This window comes from Acinetobacter sp. NEB 394, assembly GCF_013374795.1.
Classification (GTDB): Bacteria; Pseudomonadota; Gammaproteobacteria; order Pseudomonadales; family Moraxellaceae; genus Acinetobacter; species Acinetobacter johnsonii.
This window is the reverse complement of record NZ_CP055277.1, coordinates 2,752,485-2,776,892: the sequence shown is the minus strand read 5'-3', so window position 1 is coordinate 2,776,892 and position 24,408 is coordinate 2,752,485. Positions and strand designations below refer to the sequence as shown.

The following is a 24,408-nucleotide window of genomic DNA, read 5'->3' as shown; positions in this document are numbered from 1 at the left end:
TTAAAAATTGTGCATTTTGTACCTTTTTATTATTTTGCGAAGCTGATCTTCAGCAGAAACTTTAAGGTCACCCGATAGGGCATGATCAAATTAGATTGATATGGGAATAAAGCTTTGAGCGATCTCTTCAAGAATGCCATATTGTGGCTAGTGATACTGGGCGTACTGATCCTTATTTTCAGTAATGTCAGTAGCAATGAAAAGCCGACAGCGATGAATTATTCAGAGTTTGTTGCTGCGGTGAATGCTGGTCAAATTAAGCAAGTGACAATTGATGGCGAACGAATTCATGGCCAAAAATCAAACGGTTCAGAGTTTGAAAGTATTCGTCCTGCGGTTCAAGACCCAGAGCTTATGCCTAATCTGATTAAAAATAACGTTGTCGTTGAAGGTACTGCACCTGCACGTCAAGGTTTATTGATGCAACTTTTGATCGAAAGCTTCCCTGTACTTTTAATCATTTTGTTATTCATGTTCTTTATGCGCAACATGGGTGGCGGAGCAGGTGGTAAAAACGGTCCAATGAGTTTTGGTAAATCAAAAGCAAAAATGTTGGCAGAAGACCAAATTAAAGTGACTTTTACCGACGTCGCTGGCTGTGATGAAGCAAAGCAAGAAGTTGTAGAAATTGTTGATTTCTTAAAAGACCCTTCAAAATTTAAACGTTTAGGTGCAACGATTCCTAAAGGCGTGTTAATGGTGGGTCCACCGGGTACAGGTAAAACTTTACTTGCAAAAGCAATTGCAGGCGAAGCGAAAGTACCATTCTTTAGTATTTCTGGTTCTGACTTTGTTGAAATGTTCGTGGGTGTGGGTGCATCTCGTGTCCGTGACATGTTTGAACAAGCGAAACGTCATGCACCATGTATCATCTTTATTGATGAGATTGATGCTGTGGGTCGTCATCGTGGTTCAGGTACAGGTGGTGGTCACGATGAGCGTGAGCAAACCTTGAACCAAATGTTGGTGGAAATGGATGGCTTTGAAGGCAATGAAGGTATTATCGTCATTGCTGCTACAAACCGTGCCGATGTACTGGATAAGGCTTTACTCCGTCCAGGTCGTTTTGACCGCCAAGTAATGGTTGGCTTACCAGACATTAAAGGTCGTGAGCAAATTTTAAATGTTCACATGAAGAAATTGCCTTCAGTGACTGGTGTCGATGTACAAGTGCTTGCACGTGGTACGCCGGGCTTCTCGGGTGCACAATTGGCGAACCTTGTGAACGAAGCTGCACTCTTTGCTGCGCGCCGTAACAAGAACACTGTCGACATGCATGATTTTGAAGATGCAAAAGACAAGTTGTACATGGGCCCTGAACGTAAGTCGATGGTGATTCGTGAAGAAGAGCGTCGTGCAACCGCGTACCATGAAGCTGGTCATGCGATTGTGGCTGAAATTCTACCGGGTACAGACCCTGTGCATAAAGTGACTATTATGCCGCGTGGTTGGGCGTTGGGCGTAACATGGCAGTTGCCTGAACATGACCAAACTAGCCACTATAAAGATAAAATGTTGAATGAACTTTCAATTTTGTTTGGTGGTCGTATTGCTGAAGAAATCTTTATCAACCAAATGTCTACAGGTGCTTCAAACGACTTTGAACGTGCAACTAAAATGGCACGTGCGATGGTGACCAAGTACGGTATGTCTGACAAACTGGGTGTAATGGTGTATGAAGATGATTCTCAGCAATCATTCATGGGTAGCATTGGTAGTCGTACAATTTCTGAAGCAACGCAGCAACAAGTAGATGCTGAAGTTCGCCGTATCATCGATGAGCAATACCATGTAGCACGCAATATCTTGGAAAACAATAAAGATATCGCGCATGCGATGGTAAAAGCTTTGATGGAATGGGAAACGATTGATCGCGAGCAAATTCGTGACATTATGGAAGGTCGTGAGCCACAACCACCAAAAGTATATGTTGCAGAAAATCCTGTGATGGATGTAACTCTAACCGATGGTCCAAGCACACCACCACCATTACCATCGGCAACTTAATTTTTAAAAGTTAAAATAAAAAGCCACCTTCGGGTGGTTTTTTATTGCGCGATTTTCCACTGCCGATGAAGAAAAATAAGCACGTAAAAGTGGGCAAAGCGTTATGATAACGCAAGTTAAACTGGAGAATATCACATGCAATTGATGGCTTTGCCGAAGAAAATCCTACGTTGTGGTGAGCTATCACTCGATCTGTCGGTACCGCATGTGATGGGTATTTTAAATGTGACGCCAGACTCGTTCAGTGATGGCGGTAAACATAATGGCAAAGTACAAGCGATTGCACATGCTAAGCAAATGATTGCGGATGGGGCGACAGTTATCGATGTTGGTGGTGAATCGACACGTCCAGGTGCATCTGTAGTTGAGGTTGAGGAAGAGATTCGTCGTGTCGTCCCAGTGGTGGAAGCTTTGGCTGAACTTGATGTGGTCATTTCGATTGATACCTCTCAACCTGAAGTGATTCAAGCAGCGGTCGCAGCAGGTGCGCATATCTGGAATGATGTACGAGCATTAACACGTCCTAATGCTTTAGAGACGGCAGCTGAATTGAATATTCCAGTGATCATCATGCATATGCGTGGTGAACCGACCACCATGAATGGTTTAGATCAATATGATAATGTCACTCTAGATGTGATGGATGAGCTTTCCCAGCGTGTGGCGGATGCGCTCAAGGCAGGTGTCAAAGCTGAAAATATCATGATTGATCCGGGTTTTGGCTTTGCTAAAAATGCAAAGCAGAACCTTAAGCTTTTAAAAGAATTCCATCAGCTAAATCAACTTGGGTATCCCATCTTGTCCGCATTGTCACGGAAACGCTTTATCGGCGAAGCTTTAGGTGGGGCCGATGCAGGGCAGCGGGCCGTGGGTTCTGTAGTGGGACATTTGCTGAGTATTCAACAAGGCGCGTGTATGGTGCGCGCCCATGATGTTAAAGCCATGAGTGATGCGATCAAAGTTTGGCAAGCGATGAATATGGCTTAATAGGGCGGCGGAATGCCGAGCTAATGATTTAATTTGAAAATTTGATCTATATCAGATTGTTAGACTGGCAGTATCTTCAGATGCTGCTTTTTTATTTGGTGATTTGTTTGGTTTATGTTATACAGACTCGTTTTTTAAGTTTCTCATTTTGAGTGCCTGTATGTTTGCAGATTTACTTCTCCCTATGTTTGATGATGAATATTATCCTGATATTCTTGTTGCTGAAGTGAAGCAGCATGTCGAGACTTTTGCTAAAAAAATTGTAAAAGCAAAATCTGAGGGTGATATTTATCAATATGCCAATGCCACAGTGGCTGAAATTAATGAAATGAAGCCGCATTTTGAAGATCTAGATTCATCATTAGATGACTCTGCTGCCGATTTTATTGCTGAAGCGATGATGATGGTGGTGCAAGATGCTGGGTTTATGGATATTGAAATGGAAGAATTGGTGGTGAACAGAGAGTGGTGAGTCACTCTCTCATTTCAAGTTCTGTTGGTTTTGCTTTAGAAACAGAGTTTGCTGTTACAACTCATCTAAAAGATCGGTGAGATGACAATTTTGGTTTAAATGTTCATCTCCAATCGCATCGACCGCCATCACGTATTCACCTTCGAGCATTTCAGCATTTGCGCTGAGATTCAGCCAAAATTTTGGATGCTTTTTCATGAGCTCACGAATATGCTGCTCATCTTTAGTGTGATTAAAGCTTAATTTAAAATGAGCATCTACTGATTTACATGCATGTAAATAGAGTTGACGGTCTTTTTCAATAATCGTGCCTGCAAACAAGTCATAAAACGTATCGCTATCCGTTTGTTGAGAGAGTGCTTCTGCATGGCTGATGTTTGAAAAAATTAGGCATAAGATGATAATGAGAGTGTTCTTTTTCATATTGTGATTGTTATGTGCTTCGATGCATAAATTATAGACATAAAAAAACCAGCATATCGCTGGATTTTTTATTGCACCATCTTAATTAGCTTAATAATGGTGCCCGAGGCCAGACTCGAACTGGCACGCTTTGTGGGCGGGGGATTTTAAATCCCCTGTGTCTACCGATTTCACCACTCGGGCATGAGCGCAATAATAGAGGACGAAATAAAAGTTGGCAAGTCTATTTGTGATTATTTGCTTTCTTTTCAATCAATTCAGCGGTTTATGTTTAAAAAATAGCAAAATTATCTGTGCTGCACTTGTTCAGGCTTCATAAAAATGTCATCGACTTGAGATATGGATGTCATCTTTTTCGCATAAATTTCAAGTCCATATCGTCTTTAGGCAATCCACATGACAAAAAAAATGAACCGCCGAGAACTTATTCAAAAAACTTTGGCAGGATTTGGTGCTTTATCTTTACCTATTTCACTAACCGCTTGTGGTGATGACGCCGACTCAAACACACAGCCCAACACGCAAGTGCAATTTTTGCATGGGGTTGCCAGTGGTGATCCTTTACAAACTCAAATCATCATTTAGACACGTGTAACACCGACGGATAGCAGTGCGCGTTTAGAAGTGCAGTGGGAAGTGGCAAAAGATGTAGACTTTAAACACATTACAGCAACAGGAAAGGTGCTGACTACGGCTGCACAAGATTTTACTGTGAAAGTGGATGTGACGGGACTTGCTGCGGGACAAGTTTATTTCTACCGTTTTAAATCGGCGTCGAAGTATTCAATCACTGGGCAAACCAAAACCTTGGCAACGCAAGTACAGTCGGTACAGTTTGCAGTATGCTCATGTTCAAATTTCCCAGCGGGCTATTTCCATGTTTATAAAGAAATGGCAAAACAGGATGTGGATGTTGTGATTCATTTGGGGGATTACATCTATGAGTATGGTATGGGAGGCTATGCAACAGAAGAAGCAGTAGAGATGGGGCGTGCACTGGCGGATGATAATAATGCAGAAATTATTCGCTTAGATGGCTATCGCAAACGTTATGCTTTATACCGACTAGATCCAGATTTGCAGGCCGCGCATCAACGTCATCCTTTTATTGTGATTTGGGATGACCATGAACTCGCAAATGATACATGGGAAAAGGGTGCTGAAAATCATCAGTCAGATACTGAAGGCGATTTCCTTGAACGTAAACTTGCGGCACTGGCGGCCTATTTTGAATGGATGCCAATCCGTCCAATTGATGATCAGCATATCAAGATTTATCGTCAATTTGATTTTGGCACGCTTGTTCAACTGACGATGCTCGATACACGGATTATTGCGCGTAATGTGCAATTAGATTATGCAAACTATATGACTGCTACAGGTTTAGATATTGCAAAATTCCAAGCCGATTTAATCAATCCTGCGCGTAGCTTGATGGGTGTGGAGCAGCGAAATTGGTTATTGCAGAAACTTCAGCAATCTACGGCAACATGGAATGTACTCGGCCAGCAGATTCTGATGAGCAAAATGTTTGTTCCAGCAGAATTATTAATGTCGCTGGCAGAAATTACAGCAGGTAATCCTAGTCCAGAGACCTTAAGTAAAATCACCACACAAATCACTGAACTATTAGAAATTAAAGCTCGAATGGATGCAGGTGATCCAACCGTAACTCCAGAGGAAAAAGCACGTCTTGCGGTTACTGCACCTTATAACTTAGATGCATGGGATGGCTATTTTGCTGAGCGTGAAATTTTGTACGGCACTTTGGCACAACTTAAGAAAAAAGTTGTGGTCCTTGCTGGAGATACCCACAATGCTTGGGCTTCGGATTTATCGAGTAAAGATGGGGTATTGGTTGGCGTGGAGTTGGCAACCAGTTCAGTTTCTTCCCCTGGGTTGGAGAAATATTTGTCCATTCCGATGCAGCAACTACAAGCATTTGAATTTGCATTTACCAGCTTGATTGATGAGTTAAATTATTGCAATTTGAATCAACGCGGTTATTTGAAAGTCCATTTTACCGCAGAGCAGGTGCAAGCAGATTGGATTTTTGTGGATACCATTAAGAACAAAGAATACATCGTTGATGAAACTCGCTCGCATCAAGTAATATTAGATCCGACATTTTTTCCAATCAGTGCGTTAAAGCAAACGGCCTAAAATGACCTTAGAAAAAACCGAGCATCATTGCTCGGTTTTTTTATAATTTCTCATCGATATAGCTGTCGAGATCGATGTGCTTAATCTGTTTACAGTAAGCATGCTCATACTTCAGCAGTTGCACATACAAATCTGCTTCATGCCCCAGCTGGGTTTTACGTGCCTGATAATCTTCAGATTGATGGGAGCTAAAGCGTAATTGGAGTCGAGATTTGACCGTTTGCTTATAGGCCCAAAAACAGACACGTCTGAGTTGTTGTAACTGGTGATGTTCAACCGACTGGCTGTGGTCTCGAAATAAATTTTCTTTATAGAAGCGCACAAAACCAAAGTTCACACCAAAATAAAACAAGATCCACATCAGCAAACTGCTTTCAAGGAACATCAGATTTAGTCCACTTAAAAGAATCACTGCAGCGAGTTTGATGGGCGCATGGCGTTGCAGTTGATACAGGGAGTTTGATGAATGTTTAATTTGTTTAATGACAAAAGGTAAGACCCACATCAGCACCAATAAAATACTGATAATGGCATAACTGTGACTTTGGAGAGGATCGAGATTCTCCAAGTGAGTTAAGTAAAAATCTTTCAGAATTAAGCTGATTGGAATAAAAATCATCACCGCCAAAACCCACGGAATAACTTCACGCTGGTCATCTAAAATACCGCGTGTTTTGATTTGACTATAAAGCAAGTAATTACGTTTAAATGCGGCAGGGTAAAGGGTCTCTAATTGTTGCAGTAACAGTTGAACTTGTTTGGATTGCATCGTCAAAAAAGAGCGTATGAGAAAAATAGCCTTTACTATAGTAGATTTGGAAGGGGATGGCTCAAAAAAATACGTGAAACAGAATATTCACAGAGAAAAGTACAACAATTTCGCTTTTTCGCTCTGAATTATGCGAAAATGTCGGATTCAATTTTTTTGTCTAAGGGCAGTTCATGACTGATCATTCTCCTGAATCTTTAAGTGATATCGAAATTTTAGACATTTTGCAGTCTATGAAAGACGATGAGCTTGATACAGAGGCAAAAGAAGAGATTCTTAAGGGTGGTAAAGCGGGTCGTCAAGAAGCACATAAACTTGCGATTGTGGCTTTAAACCAATCTTTTGAAAGTAAATTTGTTGAAGCTGTAGCTTTGGCATTAGGCCTGAACGAAGGTCAAGCCAAAAAAATTCGTTATAAGAAAGACCGCATCCGTATTTTAAAAGTACGTGGGATTGACTACATGGCGATTGATGGTGCGGAAACAGCACAGGTCTTGTCTCAAGTTGCACAAGCCATTGTACGTGAAGATGCAACCGTGACACATGATTTGCACAACATATTCCCATTTTGGAAAGAAGGCTGGCCAATGGTTCAGTTTGACAGCGCATATAAAATTTTATCTGAAGATATTACCATTCACTATCAAGCGACTTTAGATAAATTACTTGAATTGTATGGTCGTTAAGATCGCAGCACCAAAAGCACCTTCGGGTGCTTTTTTATGGGCTTCTATTTAACTATGGAAAATCCAAGACAGTAATAAGCTGATGGGCCAAATAAACAGTCGCCACCATGTAATCAGTGGATCCCAAAAATACTGTCCAAAAGAAAGAGTATCGTTAAAGCTTCGTTGCCCATGTTCATAAGCATAAGGTGTAATCCGCCATGCCAAAATCAGCAAAAAAATAGCACTTACGATCAGCAGCGTGTGGCTGGATTGAGCAAAATAATAATAAATCAGATAAAGCGCAGAGTAAAAGAAAGTACATGCCAACATAGCGGGCAATGAAAAAGACATAAGCTTGACTCTATTGTATTGTTATATCAAGGCATTATAAATGAAAATACCCGATGTATCACATCGGGTATTTATCGGTTGTTGAGCTTAAGGTTCGTTATAACTCAGCATGAGTATTTGATTACCCCAGTGTTGAGTAAAGTGGGAAAATACCAAAGACCATTGCTGTAACCAACATGACTAAACAGGTAATTACTGCCCACTTGATGGTAAATTCTTGGTGTTCACCAAAGTTAATTCCAGCCAATCCACAGAGTAAGTAAGTCGATGGAACCAATGGGGACAGTAAGTGTACAGGTTGACCAACAATCGATGCACGAGCCATTTCCACAGGGGTAATACCATAGTGTCCAGCGGCTTCAGAGAGTACAGGCAGTACACCAAAATAGAAGGCATCATTCGACATAAAGAAGGTCAGCGGCATACTAATCACAGCCGTAATTGGTGCTAAATACGGCCCCATACTTTCCGGAATAATGGCAACCAGTTCTTGAGACATGGCTTCAACCATACCTGTGCCCGACAAAATACCAGTAAAAATACCTGCCGCGAAAATAATCCCGACTACAGCTAAGGCACTAGCAGAGTGGTTACCAACCAAACGCTTTTGCATGTCTAAATCAGGATAGTTCACCACCAATGCAATGCACAGCGCCACCATGAACAGAATGGCCGCAGGTAAAATGCCCATTACTAAGCAGACCATCAAGACCAAAGTCAGTAGTGCGTTAAACCATCTTAAGTGGGCACGGTTGGCTTCAGGTTCTTGCGAAATCTGAATACTGTCACCATGGCTAATATCTAATTCCACAATACCAATGCGTTTACGCTCCATACGGCCATACATAAAGCCGAGGAAGTATAACCACCCAATTGCAACGAGCATTGGTAAAATCATCGGAACAAAGACATCGTTTGGATCAACATGTAATGCAGTTGCAGCACGTGCTGTTGGTCCACCCCATGGCGTTAGGTTCATGATTCCGCTCGCAAGCATCATTAGGCAGGCCATAATTAAAGGGCTCATACCAATACGCTTATACAGCGGTAGCATTGCGGCAACACAGATCATATAAGTGGTTGAACCGTCACCATCCAGGGAAACAATTAAAGTCAGCGTAATGGTGCCGAGGGTCACTTTTAAAGGATCGCCTTTAACCTGCTTTAAAATCCACTTCACTGAAGGGTCGAATAGACCCGTGTCGATCATAATTGCAAAATAAAGGATTGCGAAAAGGAGCATTACGCCCGTAGGAGCGAGCTTTTTAATGCCTTCCATCATCATATTGCCAAGTTCAGCAATATCAAATCCAGCAAGGTTGTCAACAAAGAGACTTAAAACATAAGTAAGTAATGCAAAAATGATAGGGATTAAAGTTAAAGCAACAAGAGCGCTCAGTCGTTTGGACATGATTAAGTACATGAAGCACATAATCATGCCTAAACCTAAAATGGTCAGCATGGATCAATCCTTTGAACGTGTTAAGTCTGTTTATTCATCAAGTGACAGCGATAGTATGCAATTCAGCATGATTTTTAAATGCTCTTAAACATATGTGATTTTTCATTCTATTTTTCTAATAAATAATATATATCTGTAAAGTATGGTTAAGATACTTATTTTGTATAACTTCATATGGTTAAATCTGAAGCAAAAAAAACCTTGCAGTTGCAAGGTTTTAATTCAAGGCGATGTTCCTATTCCTCGACTGTTTGGGTTGCAGGCTGTAGTGTTTCTTCAAGTAAACGCGTCACTAAAAGTTGGTCAATCTTAAAATGGTCGACATCGACCACTTCAAATTTAAAGCCTGCGTATTCTACGGTATCGGCAGGGCGTGGAATTTTGCGCAGACGGTACATCATAAAACCAGCCAAAGTTTCATAATTTTCTTCATCTGGCATTTCATCAATGGCCAGTGCATGCTTCATGTCTTCAATCGGCGTGCTGCCATCAATCAGCCATGAATTATTATCACGTTTAATGATCTGTTGTTCGGCTTCAATTGGAGTAACCCAATCGCCCATGACCGTAATCATAATGTCCGACAGGGTGATGACACCCACGACCAACGCATATTCGTTAATCACAACGGCAAACTTTTCTTTGGTGGAGCGAAAACGGTCTAATAACTCAGACAAGGTCAATGTGTCTGGAATGGTGAGAACATTACGAATGGTACTTTCATTGAGTTGGAGTAAAGATTGATTATTCAGAATACGGACCAGAATGTCTTTGGCATCGACATAGCCAATTACATCGTCAATATTTTCACTACAGACTAAAAACTTAGAATAAGGATATTCAGCCAATTTCTGACGAATACTGGCTTCGGATTCATTTAAAGTAAAATACACCACATTTTCACGCGTAGTCATACTTGAAGGAACGTTCCGCTCTTCAAGCTCAAATACGTTTTCAATGAAATGATGTTCTTGCTTTTGTAGCACCCCAGCTTGCGCACCCGCATCCATCACTGCAGAAATGTCATCAAAGGTAATGTTGTCATCACGTGTGGTATTCACTTTAAACAGGCGGAATAACAAGTTGGCAAGGGCATTAATAATCCAAGCCAAAGGTTTGCAGACCTTAATAAATACCTGAATGGGGTTAATCACCGCAATAGAGATTTTCTCTGGGGCAATCATGGCCAAACGTTTTGGCATGAGGTCAGCAAACAAAATAAATAGCGAGGTGACTAAAGTGAAAGATAGAGCAAAGCTAATAGTTTCAGACCAAGGGCCAGTATAAAAACGAGCAACAAAGCTCATGAAGTAAGGACGAAAAGCTCCTTCACCTAAAATACCGCCCAAGATTGCCACTGCGTTTAAGCCAATTTGTGAAGCGGCAAAGAAGTCAGCAGAATTTTCTTGTAAATTCAAAACTTTCTGTGCGCGATCATCGCCCGACTCAGCCAAGATTTTTAGCTTGACCTTACGTGCTCCTGCCAGTGCAATTTCTGTCAGAGACAAGAAACCCGCCCCAGCAATCAGGACTAGAATGATAACTATGTTTTGAAAAAGGCTCACGGAATCCACCTGTGATTCATCGTTATTATGAATATTTTTAACACAAAAAAATAAAGACAGTAATCACTTACTGTCTTCTATCATACCTGAGTTATTGGTATGAAAATGAATTATTTAGAGCTTGAATGCTTAATAATGTGAGAATTGCGAGTTATTGCCTAAAAACTCACGATTTTCTTCCTCAATCATTTGACGTGCCACATATAAAATCAGCTGTCTAAGCCAGCGATGTGCAGGATGGTGATGCAACAGTGGACACCATGCCATTTTCAACTCAAACTCTGGAATATAAAAAGGTGGATCTTTAATCAGGAGATTTTGACTTTTGGCTTGTAAGCGTGCAATACGGGTAGGTAAAGTCGCGATCAAATCTACATTTGAAGCCAATAGTGCAGGCATTTGATAATGTCGAGTGAAAACCGAAATCTTACGTTTTTGGCCAATACGCTCTAAAGCTTGATCAATCCAACCTAGACCTGCTTGTTTTTCAGGGTTAACGCCGAAACCAACGCCCATACCTGTTTTAGAGACCCAAATATGCTGTGCATCGAGGTAACTTTTTAGGTTTAAGTTGCTGGCAGCTGGGTGTTTACCGTTAAGTAAACATGAAAAACTGTCACGCCAGACCAAAACTTGGTGAAAGCTTTGTGGAATTTCATTGAATCGGTTAATGGCTAGATCAACTTTACCTTGTTCCATATCACGATATGACACATCACTTGGGGTTAAGAAGTCTAAGACCACATTGGGTGCTTCAGAACGCAGTGCTTTAACGAGGCGGGGAACTAAGGTTGCTTCGGCATAGTCCGAAGTCATAATACGAAAAACACGGTTTGAAGTATAAGGACGGAACTCGGTACGAGGTTCCAAAATCATGGAGAGATCAGAAAGAGCGTCACGTATGCGGGGTTGTAATTCTAAAGCCCGTTCGGTCGGTGTCATACCTTCAGAAGAACGAATTAGCAGGGGATCATTAAATAAGTTACGAAGACGACGTAGAATATTACTCATTGCTGGTTGGGTGACACCCAATTGTTCAGCTGCTCGGGTTACATTTTTTTCGCGTAAAAGTACGTCCAAGTAAATTAAGAGGTTTAGATCAACCCGCTCCAGATTCATAAAATAAATACCGAGAATAAAATCATGAAATTATTTGCATTATGCCATAAGCCATCAGGCTTGTGTAATAAACTGACGAAAAAAAAAGCATCGGGTTGTATAAAGAATACCACCTTCATTTTCTAAGAAAATGGGTTTTATGCTTAAAAACGGAGAGCATATTAGTCCTAAGCAATGTCTCAATATGCGTAAACTGAGGCTCAGATTATCGCCTAGAAAATGGCTTGAGATGGCTTATTGTTGGTGGAATAAAAGCGTGATAAATACTCTTTTTGCTGAATATTGAACTTTTGTCATTTCGGTCACATTAAGTATTGATTTTCGGTTGGGACTCTTTTTTTCAACGGCCGAGACTTAAGTCTAATGAAGAAATATTCGACAAAGTATGTATTTTTTACGGTTTTCTTATTTTATTTAAGTTTAATAATAACAAATACTTGGTTTTAATTTGTCGAAATATAATTAGACTTTTATCTATGTATTTTTTAAATAAATACTGAAAATTAATGCAGAATATTGGATTAATTTTTTCTGTCAATCTAATCTGTATTCATCGCAACGAAGCGCTCTAAATCTAAGCAAAAGCTTGAGGGTCTGATTTTAGCTTTTCGTTGAAGAAAATCCTAATATTATTACAGGAAATATCATGACTACATATCAAACAGCGATTGATGCAATCCGCGAATTAAAAGCAAAATTCGGTAGCACTTGGCGCGATATTAGCCCAGAAGATGCTGCACGTATGCAAATGCAAAACCAATTCAAAACTGGTTTAGATATCGCTAAATACACAGCTGCAATTATGCGTCGTGATATGGCTGCTTATGATGCTGACTCTAGCCAATACACACAGTCTTTAGGCTGCTGGCATGGTTTCATCGCACAACAAAAAATGATTGCGAACAAAAAATACTTCGGTACAACTGACCGTCGTTATATCTACCTTTCTGGTTGGATGGTAGCTGCGCTTCGTTCAGAATTCGGTCCACTTCCTGACCAGTCTATGCATGAAAAAACTTCAGTACCGGCGTTGATCGAAGAAATCTACACGTTCTTACGTCAAGCTGATGCGAAAGAATTAAACGACCTTTTCCGTGCGCTTAAAAAAGCAAACGAAGCAGGCGATACTACTAAAGCTGCTGAAATCACTGCTCAAATCGACGGTTTCCAGACTCACATCGTACCAATTATTGCGGACATCGATGCTGGTTTTGGTAATGAAGAAGCGACTTACTTACTTGCTCGTAAAATGATTGAAGCTGGTGCTTGTGCACTACAAATCGAAAACCAAGTATCTGACGCGAAACAATGTGGTCACCAAGCTGGTAAAGTAACTGTTCCGCACGAAGACTTCATCTCTAAAATCCATGCATTACGTTATGCATTCTTAGAAATGGGTCTTGATGACGGTATCATTGTTGCGCGTACTGACTCTGAAGGCGCTGACTTGACTCAAAAAATCCCAGTGGTTAAAGAGCCAGGTGACATCGCTTCTCAATACATCAGCTACTTAGACACAACTGAAATTGACATTGCTGATGCTCAAGAAGATGAAATCTTGATCAAACGTAATGGTAAATTACACCGTCCTAAGCGTTTAGCTTCTGGTTTATATCAGTTCCGTGCTGACACTCAAATTGATCGTGTTGTACTTGACTGTGTATCTAGCCTTCAAAATGGTGCTGACCTTCTTTGGATCGAAACTGCGACTCCAAACGTAGAAGAAATCGCTCACATGGTTAACCGTGTACGTGAAACTGTTCCAAATGCGAAGCTTGTTTATAACAACAGCCCATCGTTCAACTGGACTTTAAACTTCCGTCAACAAGCTTACGACCGTTGGGTTGCTGAAGGTAAAGACGTTTCTGCTTACGACCGTGCTAAATTAATGAGCGCTGAGTACGATGCTACTGAATTAGCTGCTGATGCAGACGCTAAGATCCGTACATTCCAAGCAGATGCTGCTCGTGAAGCGGGTGTGTTCCATCACTTGATCACACTTCCGACTTACCACACTGCTGCTCTTTCTACTCATGAGCTTGCACAAGGTTACTTCGGTTCTGAAGGTATGTTGGCTTATGTTGCTGGCGTACAACGTAAAGAAATCCGTGGTGGTATCGCTTGTGTTAAACACCAAGCAATGGCGGGTTCTGACATCGGTGATGATCACAAAGAAATCTTCTCTGGTGACAACGCTCTTAAAGCGCACGATGATGCTAAAAACACAATGAACCAATTCGCTGCTCACTAAGCACTGAACTGAGTCAAAAAAAACCCCTGCGAAAGCAGGGTTTTTTTTGACTTGATTTTGAGCTTGTTGAATAGATTGAACATGAAATATTGAACAAAAAGGTTAAGGCATCAGAATCAGTAGCCAAACTATAAAGATAATACTTAAAGAAACAAACTGTGCAGCACTGCCCATGTCTTTGGCATTTTTTGAAAGCTCATGCCGCTCCAGTGAAATACGGTCTACAATCGCCTCAATCGCTGAGTTGAATAACTCAACAATAATTGCAAGTAAGCACACTGCTACCATGAGGGCTTGTTCTAAGCGACTAACATCACAGAAAAAGCTTGTTGGAATTAGAATCAGGTTAATCAACAGGACTTGGCGAAAAGCAGCCTCATGCGCAAATGCAGCCTTAAAACCTGAAATGGAATAATGAGTTGCATTAAAAATACGTTTAAAACCTGACTTGCCTTTGAGTGGGGAATATTGGCTCATACCATCAACCATTTTAAAATTTCAGCCACAATACATGATCTATATTAAAAGTCACTTAATTATAGTATTCAAAAAGTGCTTAATCTATGCGCACCTAAAATAAGGAGAAAGAGATTAAAAAGCCTGCTTTTTAATCTCTATAGTTAAAGGATGGATATTGGTTGGAAGCAAACGAGATGCTTATTAGATGTCTGCTTTGCTTTGTGTGTGACTTATTCTATTTTTTTAAAAAAGCATCGGCGGCTTGACGACCTAAAGCGGGATCATCGGTAAAGACACCATCCACTCCAGCTTTAAAGAAAATCTCAAACTCAGCCAGTGCACCTTTTTCGCACTTTTCAGCGGCAATGGCGCTACAGTTTAAATAGTCTGCTAAGAAATTGTTTTCAGGGCGTAGGGTATAAGGATGTACTTTTAAGCCCACTGCGTGTGCATCGTTCACAAAACTGGTCGGGGTCACCGGCTGAGTATTCGGCACGATATAGGTTTTACTTGGCCCAACACCGTGCGCATAACTTGCGACATCTTTTAGCCCTTGAGGTGTGGCCATATCACTATAGCGGAGTGTCGATTTGGCAAGCACAGCATCGGCTGGTTGTTCGGACTTGCCGCCATAGAGTTGAATAATTTTGGCATGTCGAATGGATTTTAATTGATCTAACTGCTGACGCATTTGTTTTAAGTTGCTGACTTCAAACGACTGAATATAGACCGGTGCAATGTCACGACTATAGCTGTGCTTGGCCAGCGTAGTTAATAAGCGTTGCTCCATGGCCAAATTGAGACCTTGGAAATAGCTTGGATGTTTGGTTTCGATATACAGGCCCACAATTTTTCCTGTCTTTTTATAGTGCGCATCCACCAGCTCAATAATTTCATCTAAAGTGGGCAGATCAAATTGATCATTATATCGGACATTTGCTGGACGAATCTCTGGAATACGTTCTCGTGCCTTCAGTTGCTTCAGCTCGTTTAAAGTAAAGTCTTCAGTAAACCAACCTGTGTAAGTCACGCCATCAACGACTTTACTGGTCTTCCGTTCTGCAAACTGCAGTAAGCTGCTGACATTGGTGGTTCCTCCGATTTCATTTTCATGACGAGCGACTAAATAACCGTCTAGAGTCGGCACCAAATCAGGCTCAATAAAATCTGTACCATCATCAATCGCTTTTTGATAAGCGGCTAAGGTGTGTTCAGGGCGTAGCGCGCTGGCGCCGCGATGTCCAATAATAAGCAATTTAGGCTCAATGTATTCGGCGTTGTTTGATGGTGGCTGGGATGCGGCATTATTCTTTTCATCATGATGACAGCCCAATAAGCCTAAAAAAATAAAACTCAATAATGTTCTTTTTAACATGTGTTCCTCAACATTTTATTGTGGTGTTGCGGATTCAGTGTTCAATTTTAATATCTCAGATCAATGACAAATTGCGAAAAATTACAGGATGTCATCAATTGGTCAAAAAGCTTTCTTCATAGTTTCTTCATATTTAGCTCTAATGTTCTATTTCATGTTGTTAAGTCTTGTTTTTTAATGATTCGTCATAGAAGATCAAGCATAAAGTGATACCAGTTTCTAGATCTAGCCTCAGACCCAAGAGTACCGCAGACCCATGCTGTCTAAATTTTTTATTCATCGTCCAATTTTTGCTGGTGTGCTGGCGATTATCGTGATGGCATTTGGTTTATTTGCCACCTTTCAGTTGCCTGTAGAGCGCTACCCAGATATTGCACCTCCGCGAATTACGGTGAGTGGAACATATACAGGCGCGTCGGCAGAGACGGTGGAGGAGAGCGTTACTCAGGTTTTGGAACAGCAAATTAAAGGGATTGATCATTTACTGTATTTTAGTTCGAGCAGTGACTCGAATGGCCGTAGTCGAATCAGCATTAGTTTTGAGAATGGAACTGACCCAGATACCGCTCAGGTGCAAGTTCAAAATGCCATCAATGGAGTGATTAACCGTTTACCAGAAGATGTACAGCGTCAAGGGGTCAATGTCTATAAATCGCTTGGTGATACGCATATGGTGATAGGCCTATATGACCAAACAGGCAAAAGCAGCAATATTGCACTGTCAGATTATATGATGACGCATTTGGAGCAAGATTTAGCCCGTATTGATGGGGTTGGCGAGGTTGATGTTTTTGGTGCGCAGTATGCCATGCGCTTATGGCTGAATCCGCACAAATTGCGTCAATATGGACTGATGCCGAGTGATATTCGTGCGGCGGTTGAAGCGCAAAACACGCAAGTGGCCGCAGGGGCAATTGGCGAGTTACCCAGCCTGTCAGATCAATATTTAAATGCCAAAGTTACTTCAGGTACACGTCTAAAAACCGTTGAAGAATTTGAAAACATCATTGTTAAATCGACCCGCGATGGCAGTTTTATTTATTTAAAAGACGTCGCACGGGTGGAACTAGGCGCGGAAAATTACCAGTCATTTAATACCATTAATGGTTTTCCTTCAGCGGGGATGGGCATTTCACTGTCTTCAGGTGCCAATGCCTTAGCGACGTCTGCATTGATTAAGCAAGAGGTTGCCCGTTTATCTTCTAAACTGCCTGAAGGCTATCAAATTGTTTATCCACGTGATAACACGCCTTTTGTGCAAGAGTCGATTAAGGAAGTGGTCAAAACACTGTTTGAAGCAGTGCTTTTGGTGATTGTAGTCATGTTTGTCTTTTTGCAAAATTGGCGTGCAACGTTGATACCGACCATTACTGTGCCTGTTGTAATTTTGGGCACACTTGCCATTCTGTATGTGCTCGGGATGAGTATCAACACCTTAACCTTATTTGCGTTGGTCTTAGCTATTGGGCTTCTGGTGGATGATGCGATTGTGGTGGTTGAAAACGTTGAACGGCTGATGCATGAACAGCAGATGAGTGCTCAACAAGCCTCAATTGCATCGATGCAGGAAATCAGTGGGGCATTGATTGGGATTACTTTGGTGTTAACCGCAGTTTTTATTCCCATGGCCTTTTTCGGTGGCTCGACAGGAGTGATCTACCGTCAGTTTTCAATGACCTTAGTTGCTGCCATGGCGCTATCGTTGCTGGTCGCATTAATTCTGACACCTGCACTATGTGCCTTAATTTTAAAACCCAATGATAAATCGGCACGATGGGCAACTTGGTTTAATCTGAAGCTAGATCAGTTAAAACAGCGTTATTTAAAGTTGAGTACGCAGACCATTCAGCACAGTAAAATCATGCTGGTGGTTTTTGTGGCGTTGATTGCCGTCTTTGCGCTGTTTTATCGGGCTTTGCCGACCAGTTTTATTCCCAGTGAAGATCAGGGCATTTTAAGTGTTCAGTTTAAACTGGCCGATGGTGCACCACTGAGTCAAAGCCGTGTGGTGGGAGAAGAAATTCGCCAATACTTTTTAGATAAAGAACAGGCCAATATCAATTTAGTGATGATCCGCTATGGTCGTAATTTCTCGGGGACGGGACAAAATTTAGGTCAAGGTTTTATTGCGCTGAAACATTGGGATGAACGTAAGGGGAAAGAGAACTCCGCACAAGCGATTCGAGAACGGGCGATTGCTCATTTTAGATCGCATCGAAATGCACAAATTAATGTAAATATGCCATCTTCAGTCAGTGGCTTAGGGCAAACTGATGGTATGGAGTTTTGGATACGTGATATCAATGGCGAAGGTCGTGCTTATTTAGAAGCACAGTTTAAAACTTTGCAGGAAGCATCCAAGCAGTACTCCAGTTTTAGCAACTTAGATAAACGTTCTAACCCCGATAAAGCTGAACTCAAAGTGGATGTAAATCAAAAGCAAGCTTTGGCCAATGGACTCAGTCAGACTGCCATTAATAGCACCTTATCCAGTGCTTGGGGCGGAAGTTATATCAATGACTTTATTGACCGTGGTCGGATTAAACGGGTGATTATGCAAGGGGATGCCGAGTTTCGTTCAAAACCTGATGATCTTCAAGCGTGGACCGTACGTAATGATCTGAACCAAATGATTCCTTTTACAAATTTTGCCCAAGTGTCTTGGAGCGGAGGCCCTGAGGTGGTGAATCGCTTTATGGGCTATACCGCGCTAGAAATGGAGGCGGATACAGCACAAAATGTCAGTTCGGGACAAGCCATGCAAGACGTACAAAACATGGTGCGAGCGCATGACGGTATTGATCTGGCATGGAGCGGATTATCGTTCGAAGAAAACAAGTCCAATAACCAAGCATTGCTGCTGTATTTGGTCTCAATAGGTTTTATCTTTTTATGCCTTGCTGCACTTTATGAAAGTTGGAGTATTCCAACAGCCGTCATGAGTGCGATTCCACTCGGTATTGGCGGCAATATTCTGTTCAGTTATTTGACGGGTTTTCCGAATGATATTTACTTTCAAATTGCCTTGCTGACCACGATTGGTTTGTCCTGTAAAAATGCGATTTTAATTGTGGAATTTGCTTCATTGGCGCAGCAAAAAGGCCAGACCGCAATTGAAGCAGCGTTGGAAGGAGCAAGCTTACGGTTACGCCCGATTTTAATGACGTCTTTGGCTTTTGGCGCGGGTGTCACACCTTTGGTCTTTGCCTTTGGTGCAGGGGCGGCAAGTCGTCAGGAAATTGGGGTGAGTGTACTCGGTGGCGTGATTTTTGGCACGGTGTTGGTGTTGCTGTTTATTCCTTTAATGTATGTCTTGGTTCGCCGTGTGTTTCATGGACGAACACCTCAGGAGGAAGTCTAAGATCGAATCTGAAACATTCGTGTGCAGTATGAATAGGCAAAGCAAACCTTTAATCCAATCAGGCTGAAAGGCCCTGACATTTAAAGATCCTTGCTATACTCGCGCAGATAAAGAAGAACAATATTTGAGTGGTGTATGCCAAATCCGTCCTTTTCACAGCAAGATTTCGAAGAGCAATTAAATCAGCCCGATAACCATGCTTTTATCCAAAGTCTGAAACAGTACAGCACTGCGGATTTGGCTGATATTTTAATGGCCCTGCCTATAAATGACCAAATTCGGCTATTGGAACAATTACCACAAGCCAGTTATGTCTTTGAGTTTTTAGCATTAACCGAGCAGCAGCAGCTAGCAGCGAAATTGCCTCAGGCTTTGCTGGTGAAGTTATTGGCTCATATGCATTCGGATGACCGTACTGATTTATTTCAAAGCTTGGCACAAGAGGTTCAAGGTCAGATTTTTCCGCAGCTAGACGCGCATGTTCAAGCTCAGCTGAAGACCTTGATGGATTATCCTGCCGAGTCTGCGGGTGCAATTATGAGCACCGAAGTCATTACGGTACATGCCGAAATGACCATGCAACAGGCGATTCAACATATACGACAGCATGCAGCGGAAAGTGAAACTTTATATCTCATTTATGTGACCGATGCCTCGTGTTATTTACGCGGGGTGATTTCGCTGCGGCAAATTATTCAGTCTCCACCAGAACAGTCGATTGGACAGGTTATGACCAGCCATGTCATCACGGGTTTAGTCAGTGAGGATCAGGAAAGTATTGCCCAGAAACTGGCTCATTATGATTTTATGGCTTTGCCCATTGTCGATGAGCAGCAGCGTCTATTGGGGATTGTGACTTATGACGATGCAATGGATGTGGTACAACAAGAAACCACAGAAGATATTCTAAAAAGTAGTGCGGTTGCGGCCAGTCCGCAGATGAGTATTAAAACGGCTCCAATCCTCTTACTGTATAAGAAGCGGGTGTTTTGGTTGGTGTTTCTGGTTTTTGGCAGTTTACTCTCAGGGCTGGGAATTGCACACTTTGAAGACTTGATTGCGGCACATATTGTTTTAGTATTTTTCCTACCTTTACTGGTAGGAAGTGGGGGAAATGCGGGGTCTCAGTCCGCAACTTTAATGGTACGTGCACTGGCAACCGGTGATGTACATTTTAAAGACTGGTTTTATTTGCTAGGACGTGAAAGTTTGGTTGCGCTGTGCTTGGGTGGAACCATGGCAACGGCAGTCTCCATCTTGGGCTATTTCCGTGGGGACATTCTGGTCGCCGTAGTATTGGCACTGAGTATGATGGGCATTGTGTTGATGGGTTGTCTGATTGGTATGAGTCTGCCGTTTATCTTAAACCGCATGAAACTCGACCCAGCCAGTGCATCCGCACCTTTGGTCACCTCAATTTGTGATGCGTCAGGTGTGGTGGTATATCTGCTGATTGCATCGCAAATTCTGACCTTGTCTTAAGCTTATAAGCTATTGTTTCAGCACAAAGTTAGCACAGAAAAAAGTCATGAAAAGCAGCATAATTCAGTGGTTTTATGATGTTAATGTGGTTGAAATGATGGAGGTCAGTAACAACATGCCTGAACCCTTAGAACAAAAAAAAATGAGCCAGCAAGATGTCATTCGGTTAGAGCGTGATTTGGCCAAATATGCCAATATGATGGATTCTGTGGTGCGTATCCCATTCACCAAACAGGGAGTCGGTGCCGATGCCGCATTGAGTACTGTTCCGATTGCTGGGGATATCGCAGGTTTTGCCCTAACTTGTTATGCCATTTATAAAGCCAAGCAAATTGGCGTGCCGCAAGAGAAATTGAGCCCTGTATTGAAGCTGGCTATGATTGACGCTGTGGTCGGTTTTATCCCAGTGTTAGGAACATTGTTTGATATTTTTATACGTCCGAGTCGTAAAGCACTGGATGTGGTTCATGACCATATTCGGGAAGAATACCAAATTCATTCAGAGCATCATGTGACGCATCCTTTTCTTCATGAAAAATTGGAAAAGAAACAGCAACAGTCCGCATTTTGGCGAAACCCAGTAGTGGCATGGCTTTGGCTACACATCCCAGATTTGTTTGGCCTGATCTTTTTGGTGTGTTTTATGGGCTTATTGTGGTGGGGTGGTAGTGTGATGTGGCATTGGTTACAGGGACTAAACTTAGGATAGCCACTCATGAAATTTGAAGGTCAGATTACGGCAAATTTGCCAGCGATTGATTTGGCGTGCACTTCTTCATTTTATCAAAGCTTGGGCTTTAATCTGGTTTATCAGTCCGCAGAGTGGATGATTCTGCGTTTGGGCGAAATGACACTGGAATTTTTCCATCATCCGCATTTAGACCCAAACAGTTCATGGCATAGTGCCTGTATTCGCGTAGCGGAAATTCAACCCTATTATGAATACTGGTCTAAAGTGAATTGGTCGTTGTGGGAAAGCGCTCGTATGACCGATATTCAGGATTTTGATGAGATCCGCCAGTTTTGCATCATTGACCCAAATGGCAGTTTATTACGCTGCATCGAAGTGACGATTAAATAAAAATGTTCTTATGCCGAGTCACAAAAAAAGCCTCCATGCGGAGGCTTTTTAAAATCTAGTCAACGAATTGTTTATGGACAATCGAGCTGTTGTAAAGCAGCAACACGTTGTTCAATCGTTGGGTGGGTTTGGAACAAAGCAGCTAAACTAAAGCCTTGCTCTTGACCTGCCGCGATAGCAAACGCTTTCATTTCTTTAGGCATCGCATCTGGAAGTTGTGACTCCGCTTGTAAACGCAACAAGGCAGAAATCATTGCTTGTTTGCCTGCAAGACGCGCGCCTGCTTCATCTGCACGATATTCGCGGTAGCGGGAGAACCACATCACGATTGAAGAAGCTAAAATACCAAAGACAATATCAAGCACGATGGTAATGGCAAAATAAGCTAAACCTGGTGCTTCACCTTCTTCACGACCAAAGACATTACGGTCAATGAAATCACCTGCGACACGTGCAAAGAACATCACAAAGGCGTTCACGACACCTTGAACGAGCGCCAAAGTCACCATGTCACCATTGGCGACGTGACCAATTTCGTGAGCCAAGACTGCACGAAGCTCATCTTTATTCATACGCTCAAGTAAGCCGGTAGAAACGGCAACTAATGCATCGTTCTTGTTCCAACCTGTAGCAAAAGCATTAGATTGGTAAGACGGGAAAATACCGACTTCTGGCATTTTAATACCAGAACGTTGCGCCAATTGAGCGACTTCTTGTAACAACCATGCTTCAGCTTGGTTGCGCGGGGCATTTGGGTCAATTAACTCTGTACCAGTTGTTTTTTTCGCCATCCATTTTGACATGAATAGAGAAATCATTGAGCCAACCATACCAAAGACAAAACAGATAACCAGTAGGTTACCTAGATTTAAGCCACCCGCGCCATGGTAACTACCGACACCGAAGAGTGACAAGATAATGCCAGCTACAACCAGTACCGCGAGGTTGGTTAGCAAGAACAAACCAATCCGCATCATTGAGAAAATCCTCTTATAATAAAAAAATAATCTGATTTATAAATCGAAAATCATTGATCTCAATATGAGGTGAAACTCTTCAAAATTCAAGAAAAAATAATAAAACTGCTATAAAAATTATTCTGAAATTTGAATGCGGGCAGAGGCGGTTGCATTGGCCGTGGCATAGGAGCCCGGCGCATCAGTAAAACTGCCATCGGCTGCGAGAATAATTTGGCGTGAAGGTGCGCTACGACTCACACTGAGTTGTGTGCTTGGAGAAGAGTCTGCATCGTAATGTGCAGATTGGGCAATGACTTGAGCATTGGCTGGTGTATTATTTGAGCCTGCAGAAATGTTAATCCCGCCTGCATATAAATTGCTATAACGGCTACTCACGCGGCGAACATAGTCTTGAGTTTCACGGAAGGGTGGAATACCACCGTACTTTTGTACATTGCCTTCGCCAGCATTGTAGCCTGCGAGCGCAAGACTGGTGTTGCCGTTAAAGCGTTTCATCAGCCATGCCAAATACTTGGCACCTGCATTTATGTTCTGCTGTGGATCATACGCATTAGAGACATTAAAGCGCCGTGCTGTCGCAGGCATGAGTTGCATAAGCCCCTGAGCCCCAACAGGTGAGCGTGCATTGACATTAAAGCCTGATTCGGTATGCATGACCGCTTTAATTAAGCCTTCAGAAACGCCGTGGGTTTGAGCCGCTTGGCGAATAATGTGGTCAAAAGCATTTTTGTTGCGACTATAACTGGGCAACACGGAAGACTCAGAAGCCCCCCAGTTACTATAACTGTGGATATTACTGTCTGGATAATAGGTTTTCTTTTCGACTTTTAAGTTGCTATAACGACTTTGTTTATTGGTTAACAAGGTCGTGCCGTTGGAATCTTTCAATTGGTAGATAGTTTGACCCGCGTGACAATCTAGTGCCATGAACGAAATCGTCATACACCCCAAAACGTAAAAACGACTCAAAAGCAGCTTATTTTTCATTATCTATTATTAATCGTAAAAAAATCGATGTCAGTGACTAGAAATGAGTTTAGCAAAAAAAGAACCGTCTGAAACTATTTTAAGTTTAAAAAATCCATGTCTTTGTAAAAATCAAGTCAAATTGTTGAGCAAGTAATCAAAAAAATAATTAATTTATTTTTAATGAGGATTGCTTGACTGGGTTAAGTTATTGAAATTTAATGGTAAATAAATTGATTAAAAAATAATCAATTTAAATAGAAGCCTTAAAGAGTGGGGGGAACACCCTGTCAAGTCGATTAGAATCCACAAAGTTATCCCCAGCTTTTGTGGAAAAATGTGGAAAAGTCCAAAACATAAGCAGTTCAGCTAAAATATGAACGCAATCGTTCAAAGTTAAACCGATTTCAATACATGAATATGACAGCAATGACAATTCATGAGAATTTACATTCTTTAGGTGCGAG

19 protein-coding genes, 1 tRNA gene and 1 pseudogene are annotated in these 24,408 nt (G+C 41.8%); 10 read left to right on the top strand and 11 right to left on the bottom strand.

Translation table 11 applies throughout. The annotated features are described in order from the left end of the window. Nucleotides 1–114: 114 nt before the first annotated feature. The 3 genes from ftsH (at nucleotide 115) to HUK62_RS13410 (ending at nucleotide 3,466) form a co-directional block, all read left to right on the top strand. Nucleotides 115–2,007 (top strand): ATP-dependent zinc metalloprotease FtsH, encoded by a 1,893-nt coding sequence (gene ftsH, locus HUK62_RS13420; RefSeq protein WP_176538103.1) that lies wholly within the window; start codon nucleotides 115–117, stop codon nucleotides 2,005–2,007. Nucleotides 2,008–2,142: 135 nt separating this feature from the next. Then, nucleotides 2,143–2,994, top strand: coding sequence for a dihydropteroate synthase (gene folP / locus HUK62_RS13415; protein ID WP_218015301.1), 852 nt, complete (start codon nucleotides 2,143–2,145; stop codon nucleotides 2,992–2,994). Between the two features lie 160 nt (nucleotides 2,995–3,154). Then, on the top strand, nucleotides 3,155–3,466 hold the full coding sequence (locus tag HUK62_RS13410; protein WP_004982696.1) for a DUF5713 family protein: 312 nt from the start codon (nucleotides 3,155–3,157) through the stop codon (nucleotides 3,464–3,466). Nucleotides 3,467–3,520: 54 nt separating this feature from the next. Here the strand turns inward: HUK62_RS13410 and HUK62_RS13405 are convergent, their stop codons facing one another. Both HUK62_RS13405 and HUK62_RS13400 read right to left on the bottom strand, forming a co-directional pair. Further along, entirely contained in the window at nucleotides 3,521–3,889 is a 369-nt protein-coding gene (locus tag HUK62_RS13405; protein WP_176538102.1) for a hypothetical protein, read from the bottom strand. Between the two features lie 97 nt (nucleotides 3,890–3,986). Continuing rightward, a tRNA-Leu gene (locus HUK62_RS13400) sits at nucleotides 3,987–4,072 on the bottom strand. A 213-nt stretch (nucleotides 4,073–4,285) separates the two neighbouring features. Here HUK62_RS13400 and HUK62_RS13395 point away from each other — a divergent pair. Then, nucleotides 4,286–6,052 (top strand): annotated as a pseudogene (locus HUK62_RS13395) (alkaline phosphatase D family protein). A gap of 40 nt (nucleotides 6,053–6,092) precedes the next feature. Here HUK62_RS13395 and HUK62_RS13390 read toward each other — a convergent pair. Beyond that, on the bottom strand, nucleotides 6,093–6,821 hold the full coding sequence (locus HUK62_RS13390) for a hypothetical protein (protein ID WP_176538101.1): 729 nt from the start codon (nucleotides 6,819–6,821) through the stop codon (nucleotides 6,093–6,095). Between the two features lie 173 nt (nucleotides 6,822–6,994). On the opposite strand from HUK62_RS13390, the gene HUK62_RS13385 reads away from it, so the two are divergent. Next, on the top strand, nucleotides 6,995–7,507 hold the full coding sequence (locus HUK62_RS13385) for a hypothetical protein (RefSeq protein WP_087013169.1): 513 nt from the start codon (nucleotides 6,995–6,997) through the stop codon (nucleotides 7,505–7,507). 48 nt (nucleotides 7,508–7,555) lie between these two features. On the opposite strand, the gene HUK62_RS13380 is transcribed toward HUK62_RS13385, so the two are convergent. The 4 genes from HUK62_RS13380 to HUK62_RS13365 form a co-directional block, all read right to left on the bottom strand. After that, nucleotides 7,556–7,840: a hypothetical protein gene (locus HUK62_RS13380; RefSeq protein ID WP_176538100.1), complete on the bottom strand. Its 285-nt coding sequence runs from the start codon at nucleotides 7,838–7,840 to the stop codon at nucleotides 7,556–7,558. Between the two features lie 121 nt (nucleotides 7,841–7,961). Next, nucleotides 7,962–9,302 carry a CitMHS family transporter gene (locus tag HUK62_RS13375; protein ID WP_176538099.1) on the bottom strand — a complete coding sequence of 447 codons (1,341 nt, stop codon included), beginning with the start codon at nucleotides 9,300–9,302 and terminating at the stop codon, nucleotides 7,962–7,964. Nucleotides 9,303–9,538: 236 nt separating this feature from the next. Beyond that, on the bottom strand, nucleotides 9,539–10,867 hold the full coding sequence (locus tag HUK62_RS13370; RefSeq protein ID WP_004695622.1) for a hemolysin family protein: 1,329 nt from the start codon (nucleotides 10,865–10,867) through the stop codon (nucleotides 9,539–9,541). Nucleotides 10,868–10,996: 129 nt separating this feature from the next. After that, on the bottom strand, nucleotides 10,997–11,986 hold the full coding sequence (locus HUK62_RS13365; RefSeq protein ID WP_004982677.1) for a LysR family transcriptional regulator: 990 nt from the start codon (nucleotides 11,984–11,986) through the stop codon (nucleotides 10,997–10,999). Nucleotides 11,987–12,632: 646 nt separating this feature from the next. Between HUK62_RS13365 and HUK62_RS13360 the strand changes: the two genes are divergently transcribed. Further along, complete coding sequence (locus HUK62_RS13360) at nucleotides 12,633–14,237, top strand: isocitrate lyase (protein WP_176538098.1); 1,605 nt, start codon at nucleotides 12,633–12,635, stop codon at nucleotides 14,235–14,237. Between the two features lie 102 nt (nucleotides 14,238–14,339). Here HUK62_RS13360 and HUK62_RS13355 read toward each other — a convergent pair whose 3' ends face one another. Further along, nucleotides 14,340–14,714 (bottom strand): diacylglycerol kinase, encoded by a 375-nt coding sequence (locus HUK62_RS13355; protein WP_078425379.1) that lies wholly within the window; start codon nucleotides 14,712–14,714, stop codon nucleotides 14,340–14,342. Nucleotides 14,715–14,931: 217 nt separating this feature from the next. Further along, complete coding sequence (locus HUK62_RS13350; RefSeq protein ID WP_176538097.1) at nucleotides 14,932–16,071, bottom strand: glycerophosphodiester phosphodiesterase; 1,140 nt, start codon at nucleotides 16,069–16,071, stop codon at nucleotides 14,932–14,934. A gap of 256 nt (nucleotides 16,072–16,327) precedes the next feature. Here HUK62_RS13350 and HUK62_RS13345 point away from each other — a divergent pair, with 256 nt between their 5' ends. From HUK62_RS13345 to HUK62_RS13330, 4 genes are all read left to right on the top strand, one after another. Then, nucleotides 16,328–19,432, top strand: a complete 3,105-nt coding sequence (locus tag HUK62_RS13345) for a multidrug efflux RND transporter permease subunit (protein WP_176538096.1) — start codon at nucleotides 16,328–16,330, stop codon at nucleotides 19,430–19,432. Between the two features lie 135 nt (nucleotides 19,433–19,567). Then, a complete protein-coding gene (gene mgtE, locus HUK62_RS13340; protein WP_176538095.1) occupies nucleotides 19,568–20,914 on the top strand; it encodes a magnesium transporter in 1,347 nt (448 codons plus the stop codon). A 115-nt stretch (nucleotides 20,915–21,029) separates the two neighbouring features. Next, nucleotides 21,030–21,623: a DUF4112 domain-containing protein gene (locus HUK62_RS13335; RefSeq protein WP_005400444.1), complete on the top strand. Its 594-nt coding sequence runs from the start codon at nucleotides 21,030–21,032 to the stop codon at nucleotides 21,621–21,623. A 6-nt stretch (nucleotides 21,624–21,629) separates the two neighbouring features. Continuing rightward, nucleotides 21,630–21,995 (top strand): bleomycin resistance protein, encoded by a 366-nt coding sequence (locus tag HUK62_RS13330; protein WP_176538094.1) that lies wholly within the window; start codon nucleotides 21,630–21,632, stop codon nucleotides 21,993–21,995. 71 nt (nucleotides 21,996–22,066) lie between these two features. On the opposite strand, the gene htpX is transcribed toward HUK62_RS13330, so the two are convergent. Then, entirely contained in the window at nucleotides 22,067–22,972 is a 906-nt protein-coding gene (gene htpX, locus HUK62_RS13325; RefSeq protein WP_176538093.1) for a protease HtpX, read from the bottom strand. A gap of 117 nt (nucleotides 22,973–23,089) precedes the next feature. Beyond that, nucleotides 23,090–23,962 (bottom strand): lytic transglycosylase domain-containing protein, encoded by an 873-nt coding sequence (locus HUK62_RS13320; protein ID WP_176538092.1) that lies wholly within the window; start codon nucleotides 23,960–23,962, stop codon nucleotides 23,090–23,092. Nucleotides 23,963–24,408 lie beyond the last annotated feature (446 nt).